The 18,205-nt window shown below is 50.2% G+C and carries 14 protein-coding genes; 1 reads left to right on the forward strand and 13 read right to left on the reverse strand.

Annotated elements, in window-relative coordinates:
* Positions 1–37: 37 nt before the first annotated feature.
* The 9 genes from astA to rpe form a co-directional block, all read right to left on the reverse strand.
* Positions 38–1,054, reverse strand: a complete 1,017-nt coding sequence (astA, locus tag EQP46_RS13665) for an arginine N-succinyltransferase (RefSeq protein WP_129494201.1) — start codon at positions 1,052–1,054, stop codon at positions 38–40.
* A 63-nt stretch (positions 1,055–1,117) separates the two neighbouring features.
* Positions 1,118–2,335: an aspartate aminotransferase family protein gene (locus EQP46_RS13670; protein WP_129494202.1), complete on the reverse strand. Its 1,218-nt coding sequence runs from the start codon at positions 2,333–2,335 to the stop codon at positions 1,118–1,120.
* A 337-nt stretch (positions 2,336–2,672) separates the two neighbouring features.
* Complete coding sequence (locus tag EQP46_RS13675) at positions 2,673–3,254, reverse strand: aminodeoxychorismate synthase component II (RefSeq protein WP_129494354.1); 582 nt, start codon at positions 3,252–3,254, stop codon at positions 2,673–2,675.
* 91 nt (positions 3,255–3,345) lie between these two features.
* Positions 3,346–4,314 carry a response regulator gene (locus EQP46_RS13680; protein ID WP_129494203.1) on the reverse strand — a complete coding sequence of 323 codons (969 nt, stop codon included), beginning with the start codon at positions 4,312–4,314 and terminating at the stop codon, positions 3,346–3,348.
* A complete protein-coding gene (locus tag EQP46_RS13685; RefSeq protein WP_194956793.1) occupies positions 4,304–7,642 on the reverse strand; it encodes a PAS domain S-box protein in 3,339 nt (1,112 codons plus the stop codon). Before EQP46_RS13685 ends, EQP46_RS13680 begins: the two co-directional genes overlap by 11 nt.
* A 176-nt stretch (positions 7,643–7,818) precedes the next feature.
* Positions 7,819–10,635, reverse strand: coding sequence for an ExeM/NucH family extracellular endonuclease (locus EQP46_RS13690; RefSeq protein WP_129494205.1), 2,817 nt, complete (start codon positions 10,633–10,635; stop codon positions 7,819–7,821).
* A 257-nt stretch (positions 10,636–10,892) separates the two neighbouring features.
* Complete coding sequence (trpS, locus tag EQP46_RS13695; protein WP_129494206.1) at positions 10,893–11,909, reverse strand: tryptophan--tRNA ligase; 1,017 nt, start codon at positions 11,907–11,909, stop codon at positions 10,893–10,895.
* 79 nt (positions 11,910–11,988) lie between these two features.
* Positions 11,989–12,687 (reverse strand): phosphoglycolate phosphatase, encoded by a 699-nt coding sequence (locus EQP46_RS13700; RefSeq protein WP_129494207.1) that lies wholly within the window; start codon positions 12,685–12,687, stop codon positions 11,989–11,991.
* Between the two features lie 3 nt (positions 12,688–12,690).
* Positions 12,691–13,365, reverse strand: a complete 675-nt coding sequence (rpe, locus tag EQP46_RS13705; RefSeq protein WP_129494208.1) for a ribulose-phosphate 3-epimerase — start codon at positions 13,363–13,365, stop codon at positions 12,691–12,693.
* 251 nt (positions 13,366–13,616) lie between these two features.
* Between rpe and EQP46_RS13710 the strand changes: the two genes are divergently transcribed.
* Positions 13,617–13,829 carry a DUF2970 domain-containing protein gene (locus tag EQP46_RS13710; protein ID WP_129494209.1) on the forward strand — a complete coding sequence of 71 codons (213 nt, stop codon included), beginning with the start codon at positions 13,617–13,619 and terminating at the stop codon, positions 13,827–13,829.
* 19 nt (positions 13,830–13,848) lie between these two features.
* Here EQP46_RS13710 and EQP46_RS13715 read toward each other — a convergent pair whose 3' ends face one another.
* The 4 genes from EQP46_RS13715 to aroK all read right to left on the reverse strand — a co-directional run bounded on the left by EQP46_RS13715 (position 13,849) and on the right by aroK (position 17,972).
* Positions 13,849–14,682 carry a Dam family site-specific DNA-(adenine-N6)-methyltransferase gene (locus EQP46_RS13715; protein WP_129494210.1) on the reverse strand — a complete coding sequence of 278 codons (834 nt, stop codon included), beginning with the start codon at positions 14,680–14,682 and terminating at the stop codon, positions 13,849–13,851.
* Between the two features lie 104 nt (positions 14,683–14,786).
* Positions 14,787–16,316 (reverse strand): AAA family ATPase, encoded by a 1,530-nt coding sequence (locus EQP46_RS13720; RefSeq protein ID WP_129494355.1) that lies wholly within the window; start codon positions 16,314–16,316, stop codon positions 14,787–14,789.
* 30 nt (positions 16,317–16,346) lie between these two features.
* Positions 16,347–17,423: a 3-dehydroquinate synthase gene (gene aroB, locus EQP46_RS13725; protein ID WP_129494211.1), complete on the reverse strand. Its 1,077-nt coding sequence runs from the start codon at positions 17,421–17,423 to the stop codon at positions 16,347–16,349.
* 30 nt (positions 17,424–17,453) lie between these two features.
* Positions 17,454–17,972 carry a shikimate kinase AroK gene (aroK, locus tag EQP46_RS13730; RefSeq protein WP_026024547.1) on the reverse strand — a complete coding sequence of 173 codons (519 nt, stop codon included), beginning with the start codon at positions 17,970–17,972 and terminating at the stop codon, positions 17,454–17,456.
* Between the last annotated feature and the right edge of the window lie 233 nt (positions 17,973–18,205).

Here is an 18,205-nt window from a genome sequence, read left to right on the forward strand (position 1 = left end):
GAACGAGGCGTTCATCAACGCCGTGCAAAAAGGCGGCTTATAGCGCAACCAATCGCACGGTATCGCCTTCACTCACCAAAAGGGCATTCGCCACTTCTTGACTGATCAGCGCTTCATTGCGCTCTTCATCGACGCCAATTTTGGTCGCTGTCGCTCGGAATGATTGAAAATCGTTATTACAGATAAGGTAATCTTGCGCGCTGCCGTGCTCGGCAATTTTCACCCTCGCGGTGAAAGAGCGACGAATGGAATCGATGTTCTGGCGCATACATTCCACTGTCGGGCCAGCATCGAAAATATCGACATACCCACGACAGCTAAAGCCTTCTTTTTCAAGCAAACGCAGCGCTGGGCGTGTTTTCTCATGCACTTGCCCAATGACTTCGCGTGCCTCATCGCTCAGCAGGTTCACGTAAATCGGCAGTTTCGGCATGAGGTCTGCAATAAAACCTTTCTGACCGATACCCGTGAGGTAATCTGCCAAGGTAAATTCGATAGAAAAGAAATGCTCTTTCAACCATGCCCAAAACGGAGAGTTACCGTCTTCGTCGGACACACCGCGCATTTCGGCAAAGATGATGTCGGAGAATTTATCGGGGAACTGCGCCAGCATCAAAAAGCGGCATTTAGACAATAAACGACCATTCAAGCCGCCGCGGAATTCGGGGCGCAAAAACAAGGTACAGATTTCTGTCGCACCGGTGTAGTTGTTACCGAATGTCAGCACTTCAACCACGTTATGCACGTTCAAGCGACGCGAGTGATGCACCACTTTACTGATGTGATAACTATAGAAAGGGTTCTCTAACCCAATAGCCGCTTCAATCCCTGTCGTCCCTGCTATTTCTCCCGTTTCGGTATCTTCAGCCACCATCAAGTAGCCTTCTGTACCCGGAGATGTTGCGTTACGTGCGAAGCTTTCAACAGAGTGATCGATACGACCACGAATCAATTCTTCGTTAACCGGTAACGAGGTAAAACCAATTCCAGACTCTTCCGCGCACAGCATAAGCGCGTCAAAATCAGATTCTCTGATTGGGCGAATTACCAGCATCCTACTTCCTCCTGATGCAGCAAACTTTGGTGGCGTTCAAGGGAACGCCACAATGGCGACAGCTTAGGCTGCCGCGAGTTTTGCAAGTGCGCGGTCGAGACGCGCTAAGCCTTCCTCGGCTTCTTCTTTGGTGATAACAAGCGATGGCGTCATACGCACAACATTGGTGCCTGCAACCAGCAATAGCAGTCCTTCGTCGCCCGCCGCCAGCAACACATCACGTGCACGGCCTTGCCACTCATCATTAAGTGCTGCGCCGATCAGTAACCCTTTACCGCGGATCTCGCTGAACATCTTGTATTTCGCGTTAAGTGCTTCAAGCCCTTCACGGAACCAGCCTTCACGCTCTTTAACCCCTGCCAGCACGTCTGGCTTGCTGACTTCTTCTACCACGGCTTCCGCCACAGCACATGCCAGTGGGTTACCGCCGTAAGTCGAACCGTGCGTGCCCACCTTCATGTGCGCAGCCAGCGCTTCTGTGGTTAGCATGGCACCAATCGGGAAACCACCACCCAGCGATTTTGCTGTGCTTAGAATGTCTGGCGTCACACCGGTTTGCTCGTACGCGTAAAACGTTCCTGTACGGCCATTACCGGTTTGTACTTCATCAAAAATCAGCAGGGCTTTGTGTTTGTCACACAGTTCGCGAACACCCTGCAAGAACGCAGGATCAGGTGTAATGATGCCACCTTCGCCTTGTAGCGGTTCCATCATGATGGCGCACGTTTTGTCAGACATGGCGGCAGAAAGCGCCTCCAAATCGTTGTACGGCAAGTGCGTGACATTGCCAGGCTTAGGGCCAAACCCATCTGAATACGCGGTTTGACCACCGACCGTCACGGTGAAGAATGTGCGGCCATGGAAGCCTTGCGTGAAGGCAATGATCTCGCTTTTCTCTGGGCCATGAACATCTACCGCCCAACGACGCGCTAATTTCAATGCAGCTTCATTGGCTTCTGCGCCCGAGTTAGCAAAGAATACACGTTCAGCAAAGCTCACTTCCGTGAGCTTTTTCGCCAAGCGCAATGCAGGCGCGTTGGTCATGACATTGCTGAGGTGCCATAGCTTTTCAGCTTGCTCTTTCAACGCGTTAACCATGACGGGGTGACAATGCCCCAAACAGCTCACGGCAATACCACCAGCAAAATCGATGTACTCTCGGCCGTCCTGATCCCAAATACGCGCGCCCTTTCCTTTCTCAGGAATCATCGTCATGGGTGCGTAGCATGGCACCATGACTTCATCGAACAGTTTACGTTCTACTTTATGTTCGGCTGTCATCGCTCATATCCTTCTGTCGATTCTGCTATAAGCATAGTATTTACATTTCGTTAACCGCATCAATAGCAGATAATTTTATATTCGTTGGTGACGTAACGTGGAAATTCACCCTTGGGCCATATTTATGCGCAATATGGGGCGATTAATTAATACAGGAAGTGGCAAGAGTGTCTTTCCTTGTGGGAAAGAAAGGTGACCTGTCCCGCGCAGACTGAATAAGGTTTCAGTGTTAACGGTACGAAAACAGCGAAATGAAAATGTAAAATCGGTGAGGTTGATCGTCTTTCAACAACGCGCGCGGGCGGCGCGTTGAACATGAAAGCAGGTAAATCGGAGATTAAACGTTTGAAGAAAGGAAGTTTGCGAGCAGTTGATGACCTTGTTCAGTCATGATGCTTTCAGGGTGAAACTGCACGCCCTCCAGCGGCAATTCGCGGTGACGAATTCCCATGATTTCATCAAACTCGCCATCGCGTTCTGTCCACGCAGTGATTTCAAACGCGTCTGACAATGACGCGCGTTCTACCACTAGCGAATGGTATCGCGTGACCGTAAGCGGATTATTCAGGCCTTGAAAGACACCTTGGTTTTGATGCACCACTGGGCTGGTTTTCCCATGCATGACTTGGCGCGCTCGCACCACGTTTGCACCAAAAACTTGGGCCAACGCTTGATGCCCTAAGCACACACCCAAAATCGGTAACTTCCCCGCGAAATGCTGAATGGCGTCAAGGGAAATGCCCGCATCATCAGGCGTACAAGGACCAGGAGAAATAACGAGATGTGTCGGCGACATGGCCTCAATATCAGCGAGCGTCAAGGTGTCGTTGCGGCGCACCACAACGTCCGCGCCCAACTGACAGAAATACTGATACAGGTTGTAAGTAAAAGAGTCGTAATTATCGATAATTAACAGCACAAGCATTCCCATCACATCCCTCTCGCGTTACGTCAGCGAGATTGGGCGCAAATGCTATCACAGCTTCTCGTGACTGCACCAGATGGGGCAGCTAAAACTCATTGATCGGCAAAATCGGGGTTGGCCAAGGGTTGTGAAGCCACTCGCGATAAAGGCCTGTCAGCTCGTCACTGTGTTCGTCAATTAAGTGAATAATCCGCGGATCAATCAGGGTTCCCGCTTCTTGAGTGACCGCATAAATACCTCGCTGAACCCGCTCTTCAATGTTGCCATCACAACCTTCAATGGCTTTATCAAGTAGCTCGGCCGCAATGGCGACGCGGCATTCTTCAGGGATTTTATCCCCTTCGATTTCTGGAAACCCTGAACCGTCCCAACGGGTATTTTTGTATGTCAGTAAGCTCACCGACACCGCGGCAAACCCATTCGTGGCTTCTGAAAGTAACAACATACTGCGACAATCTGGGGTGCTATTACCGCCCCCGTCATCCCATAATTCTCCCAAAGCACAAAGCGGATAGGCCAAGCTGATGTCTTCGGCTTTGGCTTTGGTTAACCCGTATTTGATGGCCAACCATTCGCAGCATTGCGCAATGCGCGGCGCAGAAATCTCCACTTCGTTGTTGTGCAACGCCGCCACTGCGGCAATTTGATTCATGACCAACTGGTAATTCTCCCGCATGGCCGTTGCGCGCGCTTCACCAAGTAAATGACCCACGCGGCTTTTCACCAATTCAGGCGACACAGGTTTGATCAGAAAATCCGCCGCCCCACTTTTCAAGCCTTCCACTTCGCTTTGGTATTCATCAAGCGCAGAGACGATGACAATGGGAATGTGGCTCACGGTGCGCTCTTGTTTCAAAATACGGCACACCTCATAACCGTTCATGCCCGGCATCATGATATCGAGCAAGATAAGATCCGGCTTTTGCTGCATGGTGAGCTCAATGGCGCGCTCCCCATTTTTGGCAAAAATAAGGGTGTATTGCTCTTGCAGTATGGTACGCATGACATGCAGATTGCTCGGCTCGTCATCCACCACCAGCACTTTATATGCCATAACCTTGTACTCCAGATTCTTGCGCTGCGGGCACATGTTCTAACACTGTCAGGAAGATGTCGTAGGCATCATCCAGCTCGAAGTTTTCGATAGCAGCGACAAAGGTTGCCAACAAAGGAGGCTCTACATAGCTTGCCATGGCGGGCACCAATTCCTTGTAAAGCACATCGTCAAACTGGCCTTCCGCCAGCTTAGACACAAACTCTTCGGTCTTCTTGTTAAACGTTGCAGGCGCCATGGGAGTGGCTTCCGCATCATTCATCTCTTCTCTGCGCACACCGAGGTAGGCCAACACATTGTCGAACGATACAGATAAACAGTCGTTCAATGATTCCAACTGGTGACCAAGCTCAGACACATCGCCGTCTTGCAGCGCGGCGAGCAGTTTCCTCATGTCATGGGGAAGCTTTTCAAAGCCAATGCACTCAGCCGCGTCAATGGCCGTTTTGAAGTAGTCCTCAAGGCTATCAGGCTGTTCCTGCACCATGCGTTTGACCACGACGGGCATGTCGAGGTAGTTGAGACGAAACTCTCTCACGATGCTGAGAAGAATGTCTGACGTCGGCCATTGCTGGAACGCCCATGATTCATTGAAATAGACCTTCTCTTCTTGGGTGACGGGTTGGGTCAATACAGTGACATTGCTGCTCTCATCAATGCCCATGCAACGTTTCAGCACATCAAATACCGCTTCGCACTCAAACGGTTTATTGATCACGTCATCAAATCCGCGCCCTTGCCATTCATCGGTGGAAGTTGAGTCGACAGCCAGTTTCATGGCAATCACCCGAACAGGTTCTTTGCGCGAGTCACCCGCCCACTCACGCAGCGTTCTTGGTGAAGGGTATACCTCTTCCGACACATAAGCGTCCATCAGCACCACATCGACTTGCTGCGTGCGAATTAAATCTTCGGCGGCATCCATGTCCGTGAAGGTCAGGACTTTCACCCCTTGGCGTAGCAGCATGTCGCGAAGTTCTTGCTGATTGCGCTGTACATCATCAATCACCAACACCTCAAGCGGCGGCAAGGCATAATGCTGCACCGTGTCTCTGTCGATAGATTTTGCGCCGTGCTGTACGGCAATCAGCGGTAAATCGGCGTACACCACCGAACTTTGAATGGACTCACCATCAAACCATAAATTCCCTCGCATCAATTCGATGAGCTGGGTAATCAAGGTGGCAGAGAGGGTTTGCCCGGTGTGGACGCTTTTCTTTCCCAGAATGTCATTCGGTTGCACCGCATAGCTGGCAACCGCAAACCGCACCATGTCGTTCATGGGAAGAACATGCAAAGACACATTGCCGTTTTCGGTATTGGTCAACGCACTGCGCATCATGTTCTGTAGTAACTGCTTAATACGGCGAGAGTCTCCCACATAGCTATCAAGCAGCGCGTCGCTGTAATGGAGGCTGACGTGAAGTTCACGCGCTTGCACGGTCTCACGGGCGATGAATTCGATCTGTCGGCAAAGCTGAACCAGTGAGAACTCACCCACGTCGAGCGGTAAGGATTGGCTTTCGAGTTTGGAGGTATCAAGAATGTCATTGATAAGTTTCATCAGGCTATTGCCCGACTCTTTAATGACCTCAAGGTGATGTCGGTGAATCGGATCTTTTTCCGCATCAATGAGGATGTCTGCCAACCCCAAAATCGAGTTCATGGGCGAGCGGAATTCGTAGCTCATGTTGGCGAGGAAGGAGGCTTTCGATTGCGAGGCCTTCTCGGCCAATCGTACCTTCTCTTCCACGTCTTCCTCGGCTTGACGCTTATCGGTGATATCAACAATGACACCATCAATCCAGGTGCTGCCATCCTCTGCGCGATAACTCAGCCCAATTTCCCAAAACCATTTTTCCTCATCGCCACGGGTCGAAAAGCGGTATTCACAGTCGTATTTTCCATTACGACGGGACACGTTTTCGCGCACTTTTCGGTAGTTCGCCGCGTCGGCTGGATGAATACGATCAACGAAATGCGAGACCCCATTTTCTCCGGTGAGCACGGACGCACTGTATCCAGTGATCGATTTCGCCGCGTCACTGATGTACACCATATGCCGCGTGCCGCCTGTCATTTCACGAAATGCCATACAGGGCAGATTGGCGATCAAAGAGCGGTATTGTTTGGCATTTTCTCGCAGCGCCCATGCGAGATGACGCTGTTCAGAAATGTCTGAAATCACCGCGACAAAACTGTTGTCCGCAGCACCTTGGTGAAAGCCAATGGCCAACCGGATCGGGAACGATGTGCCATCTTTTCGTTTAGCCATGACCTCACGGGTTGACCCCACCACGTCCGATGAACGGCGCTCAATGAAGTTGTGGATATACATGTCATGGCGATGTTGATGTTCATCAGTCACCAAAATGCGCACGTTCTTACCGATGGCTTCAGATGCCAGCCAACCGAAAATACGCTCAGCCGACGCGTTAAAAAAGGTGATGTGCCCTTTGCTATCAATCGCGACGATGGCATCGGTGATGGTGTTCATCACACGATCCAATTCTTCGTCTTTCACAGAAAGGTGCTTGACGCGCGCCTTGAGCATAAACAGCGCGTTGGCGATCTGGCTAAAAATGGCAATAAACACAAAGCCGAAGATCAACATCATCAACGCATCACGACGATCAAAGGGGGCGCTTTCAACCCGAACGGGTTGCCCTGACAACGTCAGGGTGTCGCGCATGATCAAAGCGACCGTCAGAGAAGCCACTGTCAGGGTGGCGCCGCTGAGCAACGCACTGCTCATGTCTCGGTTCCACTTTGCTTGTTTATGGCGACCAAAGCGCTGCCACAGCGCTGTACCTACCAGCAGTGAGCAAATGCCGAGCGCCATGGTGAACATCGACATATCAAACTGAGCAATCGACACGCCGTTAATGGCGGCAAAGCCAAAGGTGTGCTGGATCATCACCGCAAGAGAGATCAGCCCGGTGGCCATGAGTATTTTAATCGGAGGGTTGGATTTGTACGCAATCAATCGAAACGCATACAGGCAAAGTAAAAACGTAATCACCGGCGGGAACAACAAGAAGGCAGGCACAAACCCAAGATCTTGATAAACCGACACGGACAGGACATTCACCACCTGCATCACCCAAAGCGAGAAGGCGAGCGTCAGGGCGTTTACCGGCAATGGCGTAAACTGCCAGACAGGCTGCCGCCTCGCTTGCAATGGGCGATACAGAAAGGCCAGCGCGGCTACAACGAATGATGCACCACCTGCAAGCAGCAACATCCATGGATCGGTATACCCTTCCAGCAGAGGCTGGTCTGTCACTGGCGGCAGAAAAAAGAGAGTCAGTGATTCGATTATCGACATGCGTTTTACCGAGTTTGCGCCTAATACATTGAGCAAGCACACAAATGATTATTTTTGAGAAAAATAAACAACTTTCGAGACATCTTTTAAGCTTAGTCAAGATTTGGCAGGTAACCCATTAAAACGAAGGTAAAAAAAAGGGCTCCCGAGGGAGCCCATTTCAATGGTGTTTTACGTTATTTTATTTTGCACTGAAACCCACGGAACACCGCGACGGTTTTCTCATCAATCACCGTATCACCACACGGAATATCAATGAATCCCCACAGACGAACACTCAGCGACACGGTGTCGCCGTATGCCACGCCCATGTCTTGCAGGAATGGGCTGTCTTGTGTGTATTTGCGGTTTTTCTTCCCGCGTAACCATGGACGGTCGCTATCAACGCTTCCATTGATGGCAGGCTGCACCCAGAACACGCTCTTGTTTTTAAAGCGCAGTTTGAACATCTCTGCCGCTTCTTCGTAATTCAAACTGATGATCACAGGGTCGTGGTCTGACGAAGAGTATGGATTGGTGGATTTCACCAGATCACCCGTAAAGCGGCCTGAGTACTGGAACAAGGTGCTTTCAACCGCATTGATGTGCCAGTCTTCTACACCGGTTAGCTTGCTTACCACGCCTTGGTTACCGACTGCGTGGTCAAGGCTACCCAACTCACCATCAAAGGTGTATGAGAAGGCGTCATCGCCCAAGAACGATGTTGCAAGGTTCACGTAGCCAAAGCCATTACCCACTTCACGCGCAGTCTCATCCAACGTCACACCAGCAATTGAAGTGCCTGCCGCTGTTACAATCTTACGTTCTGCAGATGCAGCGTCGTAATCCGTCATGACACGCATTGGGTCTTCTTGGCCATACGCATTGAAATCACCCAGCGCGATAATGTCGCCATCGATGTCAGCCAATGCATTGCCTAGCGTTTCTGCAGCAGAAACACGGAACTCGTTACAACGGCCTTGAAGGTCGGCCGGATCATCATCGAATTCACCGGCAATCCAATCTTCGTAGCAACCTGAGCCTTTCGATTTGAAGTGGCTGACCGCGATAGACAATGTTTGCTCATCCACCACGTTAAAGGTTTGTACTAAGCTATCGCGCTGGAATTTATCCAGTTGGCGTGTTTCGCCCTCAGGGCTATCACCCGAGATGTGTTGCTCTGGCATGCGCACAACCACTGCATTACCCGATGGAGACACCACCGCAGCACGGTAAATCAACGCCACTTGAATCGCATCGCTCCCTAAGAAAGCACCTTGATTGAGGTCTTCAACCGCGGGGGTCACATAGGTGTAGTGGTCTGCTTCGTCCGCAAAGCGCGTGTTCAGCTCGGTCACCAAATCCGCCAATGCCCCGTTGTCACCAAAACCGTTGTTCTCGATTTCCATCAAGCCGACGATGTCAGCATCCATGGCTTCCAGCGCGTTCACGATTTTCGCGCGTTGCAGTTCAAACTCGACCGCGTCTTTGGTGCCACGGTTACAACCGCGCGATGCATCCGCATCTGCTTGGTCATCACAGGTGACATTCAAATCACCGCCCACAGCACTCGCACTGGTGAAATAGTTAAGCACATTGAAACTTGCGACTTTAAGGTTGGTGTCAGCGAACTCTTCAGGAGCAGCTGTTCGATCCTCCTCACGCACAAAATCACCCGCCGTGATTTCATTGGTTGCCACCAAGCGGTATTTGCTGAAGCTATACCCCATCACACCTTCAAGGTTGGTGACGACATCGCCAATGCGAATATACCCTTGGTCTGCATCCAGCCCAGGGAAGTACGGCACGACGCCATTTGGCGCGTTGGTGTCTGTTTCAATGTAAAGCTGGTTTTGTGCATTTTCAGCTGCCAGCGCTGCGGCTTCTGCAGAGCCTGCCACGTAAAGCTGTGTTGGCTTGACCAGTGGAGCTTCATGCGACAACACCATGTTGTTTCGGAACGCATCAAAGTCAAAACCAAAGTTACGCGTGACCACCATGTCACTGCTTTGAGTGAGGCGCACTTTCATGCCTTCATAACGCTCAAGGGCGTCTTCAAGCACTTCGTCTTCTCCCACTTCAATGTCTGTCGCCGCCAGCTCGCCAACGGTATCAATCACTTCCCATTGATCGCCCTGCGCATCTAGCTCTGTCAGGTTGAAGAACTCTTTAACCTTACCGCCCGCACACACTTGCATGCCCGGCTCAATCCCCGTCGGCTCGCTGCCGGTGAAGATGTACAAACCGTCAGAGGTTGATGGGTCCCCATCGCCATTCGCGTCTTGCAGCCAAAAGCCTTTGTACAAATCGGTAGTGACTGCGGTGACGACACCGCTGACATAGTACGTGTCTTCGCTTTCAAAGCTGCCGTCTGGTACCAACGGGCTCTTATCGCCGCTGCCCTGAACAGCATAAATTGGCGTCAGCGTTTGGTCTTCACACGTGAAGGCATTCCCGCCTCCACCGCCGCCATCGCACGCATCGAGGCCGCTACAGCCCAAACCATCAAACGTATCGCGGTCAAAAGATTGCCATTCAGCAGACACATCGAACGTCGCGGTCAGGTCGGTTCGCCCCACGCTATCGGCTTGACGACGAAGGGTGACATCTTTGGCGTAGTTACTCCCTAACGCGAGCTCTCCAAGACTATCGATGACATTATCATTGCCATCCACGAGCGCCACCACGTCGTTACCGTTAAAGTTAACCGACCCCGAGGTGATTTGACTGACGTCGGTGATGTCTGACGATGCATTGCTGTTGCCTATCACCAGAGAGTCTCCGGCAGCCAACGCACCACTCAAGGCAATGGTGGAACCGAAAGACGTGTTGTTATTGGACGCGATTTTTACGGCCCAATTGTCGAGAGACACACTGTCACTGCCAAGGTTCGTGATTTCGACGGCTTTGTTGTTTGATGAACCTTCGACATATTCCGTAATCAGCACATCTGCACTTGCAGGAAGTGCAGCGCTTAACGCTAGAGCCAATGGACTCCATGTTGAAATCTTCATTTGCTGTCCTTATTTGCGTGTGAAGTCATAAACACAGCGAATATGTAACAGCAAGAGATGTCATTTAAGTGATGAACACCCCAAGTCCATGAATAGAGACAGGAGGTGTCTACTCATTTCTTGATGTTAATTCAGCATTCAACAGGAAGAGAAAGCGTCTTTTTGAAATATTACAGGTAGGTATCTCGAGGGATAATGACAAAAAAAGCAGCGAAATCGCTGCTTTTTGATTTGATTGGACGAGAACGCGTTCTGGCTTATGGGCGAGTCACAAAGCCTACTGCTTCGTACACTTTCTTCAAGGTCACAGCGGCACGCTCAGAGGCTTTCTCGGCACCGGCTTTCATGACTTGATCCAAGTAAGCACGATCTTGACGGAATTCCGCATAACGCTGTTGAACGGGCTCAAGCATAGCAACAACGGCTTCTGCCGTGTCGGTTTTCAGGTGACCGTACATCTTGTCTGCGTAGTCTGCTTCAATCTCTGCAAACGTCTTGCCTGTCGCAACAGACATCAGGCCCATCAAGTTCGCCACACCCGGCTTGTTTTGAATATCAAACAGAACACGTGGTGGCTCTTCTGAATCGGTCATCGCGCGTTTGATTTTCTTCGCGATGGATTTCGGGTCTTCAAGCAGACCAATCACGTTGTTGCGGTTATCGTCAGACTTCGACATTTTCTTCGTCGGGTCCTGCAGGCTCATCACACGCGCACCCACTTGTGGGATGTACGGTTCTGGCACACTGAACACATCACCGTAGACATTGTTGAAACGGGTCGCGATATCACGTGCCAGCTCCAAGTGTTGCTTCTGGTCATTGCCCACCGGTACTTGGTTCGCTTGATACAGAAGAATGTCTGCAGCCATCAAGACTGGGTAGCCGAACAAGCCCGCATTAATGTTTTCTGCATGACGTGCTGACTTGTCTTTGAACTGGGTCATGCGGTTAAGCTCGCCCATTTGCGTGTAACAGTTCAGCACCCAGCCCAATTGCGCATGCTCAGGCACGTGCGATTGAATGAACAAATTACTTTTCTCTGGCGTGACACCCACAGCCAAACATAGCGCTAGCGAGTCGAGCGTTGCCTCACGCAGTTTTTCCGCTTCCTGACGAACAGTGATCGCGTGCAAGTCTACGATGCAGTATTGGCAATCGAAGTCATCTTGCATTTGTTCCCACTGACGCAAAGCACCGATGTAGTTGCCGATACTGAGTTCACCTGAAGGTTGAACACCGCTAAGTACAATGGGTTTGGTCGTTGGGTTACTCATGTTCTTTCTGTTCCTGTCAGTAAAATCAGCCAGAGTGACCACACCCTGACTGTAAGCTCGAGAAAATCGAAGGTTTAATTTACGCTGTTTTTTCGGTACTGAGAACCGTTAAAAGTTGGTCAAAGTGATCTGCCACGCTATCTGGCGCACTATCACTGATAGGCTCGCCGTAGTTGTAGCCATATGTCAGACCAAAAGACGCGATACCTGCATTCTTTGCGGCAAGAATATCGTTCTTCGAGTCACCAACCATCAGCATTTGATCAGCGGTTAGGCCGTGTTTGTCACGCAATGAAAACAAACCTTCAGGATCCGGTTTGTTGGTTGGCAACGAATCACCACCAATCACGTCGGTGAAATAGTGTGCCAACCTCAAGTCAGCAAGGATTTCTGGAACAAACTCATAAGGCTTGTTTGTCACAACACCTAACACGAAGCCAGCATCTTTAAGCGCTGCCAGGGTGGTTTTCACACCAGGGTAAACGATGGTTTTGTCGTGGCCGTTGTTCGCATAATGGAAGTTAAAACGCTCACGTACTTGGCGGTAAAGCGATTCATCGATATCAGGACGAATCGTCACGCTTTGGCTAAGCGCGCGCTTGAGCATGATCTCTGCACCGTTACCAATCCAGTTACGCACTTCATCATCCGTGGCAGTGTGCAGATTGAAATCTGCCAGTGCCATACGAATGCCTTCCGCCAGATCAGGCACGCTATCAACCAGCGTTCCGTCTAAATCGAATGCGATGTATTTGATGTTTTCAAATCTTGCCGTCACGAATTATTGTCCTACTTTGCTCAGTTCTGCGCGCATTTCATCAACCACGGCTTTGTAGTCTGGTTGACCGAAGATGGCGGAGCCTGCCACAAACATATCAGCGCCCGCTTCTGCGATTTCGCGAATGTTGTCGACTTTCACACCGCCATCAATTTCAAGGCGGATATCACGGCCGCTTGCATCAATACGACGGCGCACTTCGCGCAGTTTATTTAATGTTTCAGGAATAAAGGATTGGCCGCCGAAACCCGGGTTCACCGACATCAATAGCACCATGTCGATTTTGTCCATGATGTGGTCAAGGTGGTGCAGCGGCGTTGCAGGGTTAAAGACCACACCGGCTTTACAGCCATGCTCTTTGATCAACTGCAAGGTACGGTCAACATGGTCACTAGCTTCAACATGGAAAGTGATCATGCTAGCACCCGCTTTTGCAAAGTCAGGGATAATGCGATCAACCGGTTTCACCATCAAATGCACGTCGATTGGCGCCGTGATGCCGTAATCGCGAAGCGCTTTACAGATAGGTGCACCGAATGTCAGGTTCGGCACATAATGGTTATCCATAACGTCGAAGTGAACAACGTCAGCACCTGCTGCCAATACTTTTTCGACATCTTCACCTAAACGCGCAAAATCCGCCGAAAGGATCGACGGTGCAATAAGAAAATCCTTCATCCTGTAGCCTCACTCATACCAATTACCTTAAGTCTCTGTGTACGGTTCGCAAAAACCTAGGGTAATGGGTAGCGCGTTAATCGTATTCGGGGTTGCAGCAAAGTCGGCGCAATTCTACCCGATTGAACGTCGTCTGTCTTATCAGATGCGTTGATAGATAGCATTAGCAAACAGTTTTACCAATGGCACACAGGGGAAGCGAGTTTGTCAGCTAAGCTGGTGGAATAGCGATAAAACAAGAAGAAGAGAAAATGCCGGAGACAGACAATAAGAAAGAAGATGTTGGCTTTATCGATATTGTGAAGAGTGTGTTTGCGGCAATGTTTGGGGTGCAATCAGACAAGAACCGACAACGGGACTTTAAGCAATCAAGCATGGTGCCTTACATCGTTGTCGGTGTGGTGTTTGTGGTGCTTTTTGTACTTGGACTCATGGCTATCGTGTCAGTGGTGATATCAGCATAAACACCCACACTTCGCGTATTTATGGCAATTCAGGACTGTCGCCACTGAACAGCGCTAACAGCTCATCAACCTTGTTACGCCCACCCGCATTTCGGCTGATCGTGCGCTTTACGCGTACCACATTCAGCACCGCACCATGATAGAGACTACGCGTAAGCTGCGTGTCATGGTTAGACACCAGCACAGGGACATTCTTTTCCATGGCCGCTTTGCGCGCAATTTCACCCAACAACGCTTGATCATCCAAACTAAAACCGCCACTTGCGTAAGTGGTGAAATTCGCGGTGGTTGAAAGCGGAGCATACGGTGGATCGCAGTAAATCACGCTACCACGACGCGCCGCTTTAAAGCTCTGCTGATAACTCTCACACACAAACGTCGCTTTCTTGGCTTTCTCTGAGAAGTACTCAAGTTCCGCTTCAGGGAAGTAAGGCTTTTTGTACGAGCCAAACGGCACGTTAAAGCCACCTTTCTTGTTGTAACGACACAGGCCATTGAATCCATGGCGGTTCATGTAAAGAAAATACAGTGAACGCAGGTATGGATCGGTCGTGGCGTTAAACTCTTCGCGGATGGCAAGAAAAGCAGGTTTTTGATTGTACTCTGGCGTAAACAGTTTTCGCGCGTCGTCGATATAACGTTCCGGCGATTGCTTAACGAGGTTGTAGAGATTAATCAAATCTGGGTTGATGTCAGCCAGTCGATACTGCTCGTAGTCTGTATTCAAAAATACAGACCCGGCCCCAACAAAGGGTTCGATCAGCTTTTTACCTTCCGGCAGGTGCTTGCGGATGTCTTCAACCAGAGAGTATTTCCCTCCGGCCCACTTCAGAAAGGCGCGATGCTTTTTCATTAATGTGTATCCACTACCACTGCTGCTTGAAAGGGGGCGGATTGTATCTCATTTTTAGCCATCAATCAGCGTAAATTCACGCCCCGATCAAAGTGAAGGTAAGGTTAGTTGGCAAGCGCAATCTCTTTATGGATTTGCGCAAATGATTTAACCCAAGGCGTCAAACGACGAACATTGGCTGACAATTCAAGTTCAGCGCGTCGTGCGGCATTCACTGATGGATAATCCCCAATCAGGATCATGTACCACGCTTCGTCGTTACGTACTGTTTCGTAAACACGCGCTGTGTTTTCGATGTCGTACTGTTGAAGGAAATCAACCACTGCTGCTTTTGACTGCAATGCTGCAAGCTGCAGTGCGTAGCGCGTCTCTGAAATAGCCAACAACTCCGCATTCGAAAGCGTTACGTTCACCGCTTGAGGCGCAGGAGCAAGTGGCGCGGGCGCGGGCGCGGGCTCGGTATTCGCAGCGGGCGCTTGCGTTGCCGCAGGTTCTGCCGCTGGAGCATCTTCAGAGACTGTCGTTGCTGGCGCTGGGTTTTGCTCTACAAGCTCTGGGATCAAGGCTTCCTCAACGGCGGCTGTTCCATCACCACCAATGGCTTGGTCGTCGATAATGGCATCAACCACACGATCAGGTACCACGATGCGGCGGTTTTCATCACGGCGACCCACCGTCATTCCTTCCACCGTTGGGTCTTCAGGCAGCGCGATATTGTCGTCGACAGCATCCGCATTCAGCACGACCGTCTCGTCACCGTCAGCATTGGCAGCGTTTTGCTTGGCCATTTCAGCTTCTTTTTCGTCAAGCAGCTCTGACAGCTCTTTCACACCATCAGGAATGACGTCTGTAGCTTCCACGTTTTCTGTCGATTGTTGTGTCAGTGTCCACCAAACAATGCCCGCACCCGCGACCAAAAGGAGGAAAGCAAGTATCAGTAAAGGGAGTAACGAACGACGTTTTTTCTCTTCCATCGAAGATGTCTCCTGCTGCTCTAGCCCTTTCAGGGCACCGGGTAAAGGTGGCAATAGTGCGGCTTTTTGTTTGAGTGCGCGTCGCTGTGCCGCATCAAGTTGGCGACTCACCATCATGACTTCAATAAACATTTCCCGCTCGTTTTCTGCGAGCGGGCTAATTTCTAGCTCAAGTGGTTTAACCCCTTGACCATACGATACTTTCTGCAGCCATTTGTTTAACTTACCACGCAAGCTAAACAACAATACGTTGATTTGCCAATTTTCACGCTGCTGCGCTTCCGTCACCAGCGCCCAAAGTTCTGCGATTAACGTGGCACTCAATCGGTGCGCTTCATCAATGACTATCAGGGTATGAATACTTTGGCCTTCGAGCATGTACTCAAGGCTTTGCAGCATAGGATCGTTTTCGTTGAACACACCATCGCGCACAATTTGGCGCAGGATGATGGCACGGTGTTGCGCATCCTGTTGGCTGGGATTACAAATTAGGAGAGATTGATTAGGCTCGTTTGCCCAATTTTCGAGATAGCGTTCACTCAGCCAGGTTTTACCTGCGCCAGATTCACCTGTCACTTGAACAAGGTTAGAACTAAATCGAGTAAGAAATTGAATTCTAGACAAAAGTTGGATCTGGGTATCCAAATCCAACGCAATCATGTCGTGGGAGCCTGTCATATACAAACCCGCTTAACGTGTCGCAATGACCTCTGCAAGCGTCTCGGTAGTAACGTTCGCAACCACTTCCGCCGTTCCAATCGAGGTCGGCAGAACAAATCGTAGTTGCCCGGAAAGCACTTTTTTGTCGCGTTTCATGTGCTTGATAAAGGCATCATAGTCCATGGTGGCGGGTGCTTTCACGGGGAGTTTTGCATTTTCAAGCAAGGAAGTGATACGGCTAACATCTTCTTGCGAAAGTAGTTGTTGAAGGTGGGCTGTTTGCGCCGCCATGACAGTGCCTGCTGCAACAGCCTCACCGTGCAACCAGTTGCCGTACCCCATCTCAGCTTCAATCGCGTGCCCAAAAGTATGGCCAAGATTCAACAGTGCTCGAACACCGGATTCTTTCTCATCTTCAGCAACGACGTCTGCCTTGATTTGGCAACAGCGCTTGATGGCATAAACCAACGCATCAGCGTCGAGTGCATTTAATGCCTCAAGGTTTTCTTCCAGCCACACAAAGAAAGGTAAGTCAGCAATGATGCCGTATTTGATCACCTCAGCAATGCCCGCGGCGAATTCACGCTCGGGAAGGGTTGCCATCACATCGATGTCAATCACCACAGCTTTAGGTTGATAAAATGCACCAATCATATTTTTCCCGAGCGGGTGATTCACTGCGGTTTTACCGCCAACAGACGAGTCAACTTGGGAAAGTAAGGTGGTAGGAACTTGAATAAAATCCACACCGCGCTGGTAACAAGCGGCAGCAAAACCGACAACATCACCAATTACACCGCCGCCCAAAGCTACGATAAGCACGTCGCGGGCGTAGTTACCTTCTAGCAAGAAAGTATTGATGACATTAAACGTGTCGAGGGTTTTGTACTGCTCACCATCAGGCAGTGAGAGCAAAGCTGGCGTGCCGCCAGCTTCTTTCAAGGTATCCATGAGCTTTTCAGCATACAAAGGTGCGATGGTTTCATTTGTCACCACCACAACCTGACGGCCCTGAGCATCAGTAAAGAAAGCGGGATCAGATAATAATCCGGCCCCAATAGAGATAGGGTAACTTCTATCGCCCAGGTTTACGTCAATCCTTTCCATGGAATACCTTTTTGCGTCGAGATTTAGTGCTTAGTGATCTTCAAGCAATTCAATGATCTGGTTAGCGACCACTTTGGCGCTTTGATCATCAGTGCGAACCACATAGTCAGCAATCTCTTCGTACAAAGGATTGCGTTCGCCAGCTAGCTCTTCCAGAACTTCACGAGGTTGTTCGGTTTGGAGTAGCGGACGCTTCTTGTCACGCTGAGTACGTGCCAATTGTTTTTCAATCGTGGTTTCTAGATATACCACGATGCCACGAGCAGACAGACGATTGCGGCTCTCTTTGCTCTTGATGGAGCCACCACCGGTCGCCAGAACGATGCCCTGCTTTTGGGTCAGATCGTTAATGACGTTCTCTTCGCGGTCGCGGAACCCCTCTTCACCTTCTACATCAAATACCCATGCGATATCAGCACCAGTGCGTTCTTCGATCACGGTGTCCGAGTCAAAAAATTCCATGTGTAGTTGCTGAGCAAGGTGACGACCAATTGTGCTTTTGCCAGCCCCCATTGGACCTACAAGAAAGATATTTCGTTTTTCAGCCATTTTAAGCAGTTTACGCGCGGTTAATGAAAACAACACCGCCCGCAGGCTCGTAATCGAAAGCCCGAGGCGCCAATTTCCTCACAGATAATTCGTGATCAGACCAAAAATTATCTCAGGTCACCATGCCTTTTGGCAACTTAAAATACACCCAAGCGTCGGTTTAAATTCTATAAGGCCCGATGTTTGAAAGGAAAAATGGCTGAAACGGACATTTGGTCCCGTTTGCAGCCATT

It is taken from the genome of Enterovibrio baiacu, assembly GCF_004120195.1.
In the GTDB taxonomy this organism is placed as follows: Bacteria; Pseudomonadota; Gammaproteobacteria; order Enterobacterales; family Vibrionaceae; genus Enterovibrio; species Enterovibrio baiacui.

What these genes read in the sequence shown, in the direction of transcription:
- EQP46_RS13710 (WP_129494209.1), top strand. Translation starts at nt 13,617, where the DNA reads ATGCCGGAGACAGACAATAAGAAAGAAGATGTTGGCTTTATCGATATT.
- rpe (WP_129494208.1), bottom strand. Translation starts at nt 13,365, where the DNA reads ATGAAGGATTTTCTTATTGCACCGTCGATCCTTTCGGCGGATTTTGCG.
- aroB (WP_129494211.1), bottom strand. Translation starts at nt 17,423, where the DNA reads ATGGAAAGGATTGACGTAAACCTGGGCGATAGAAGTTACCCTATCTCT.
- EQP46_RS13670 (WP_129494202.1), bottom strand. Translation starts at nt 2,335, where the DNA reads ATGACAGCCGAACATAAAGTAGAACGTAAACTGTTCGATGAAGTCATG.
- aroK (WP_026024547.1), bottom strand. Translation starts at nt 17,972, where the DNA reads ATGGCTGAAAAACGAAATATCTTTCTTGTAGGTCCAATGGGGGCTGGC.
- EQP46_RS13685 (WP_194956793.1), bottom strand. Translation starts at nt 7,642, where the DNA reads ATGTCGATAATCGAATCACTGACTCTCTTTTTTCTGCCGCCAGTGACA.
- EQP46_RS13690 (WP_129494205.1), bottom strand. Translation starts at nt 10,635, where the DNA reads ATGAAGATTTCAACATGGAGTCCATTGGCTCTAGCGTTAAGCGCTGCA.
- astA (WP_129494201.1), bottom strand. Translation starts at nt 1,054, where the DNA reads ATGCTGGTAATTCGCCCAATCAGAGAATCTGATTTTGACGCGCTTATG.
- trpS (WP_129494206.1), bottom strand. Translation starts at nt 11,909, where the DNA reads ATGAGTAACCCAACGACCAAACCCATTGTACTTAGCGGTGTTCAACCT.
- EQP46_RS13680 (WP_129494203.1), bottom strand. Translation starts at nt 4,314, where the DNA reads ATGGCATATAAAGTGCTGGTGGTGGATGACGAGCCGAGCAATCTGCAT.
- EQP46_RS13720 (WP_129494355.1), bottom strand. Translation starts at nt 16,316, where the DNA reads ATGATTGCGTTGGATTTGGATACCCAGATCCAACTTTTGTCTAGAATT.
- EQP46_RS13715 (WP_129494210.1), bottom strand. Translation starts at nt 14,682, where the DNA reads ATGAAAAAGCATCGCGCCTTTCTGAAGTGGGCCGGAGGGAAATACTCT.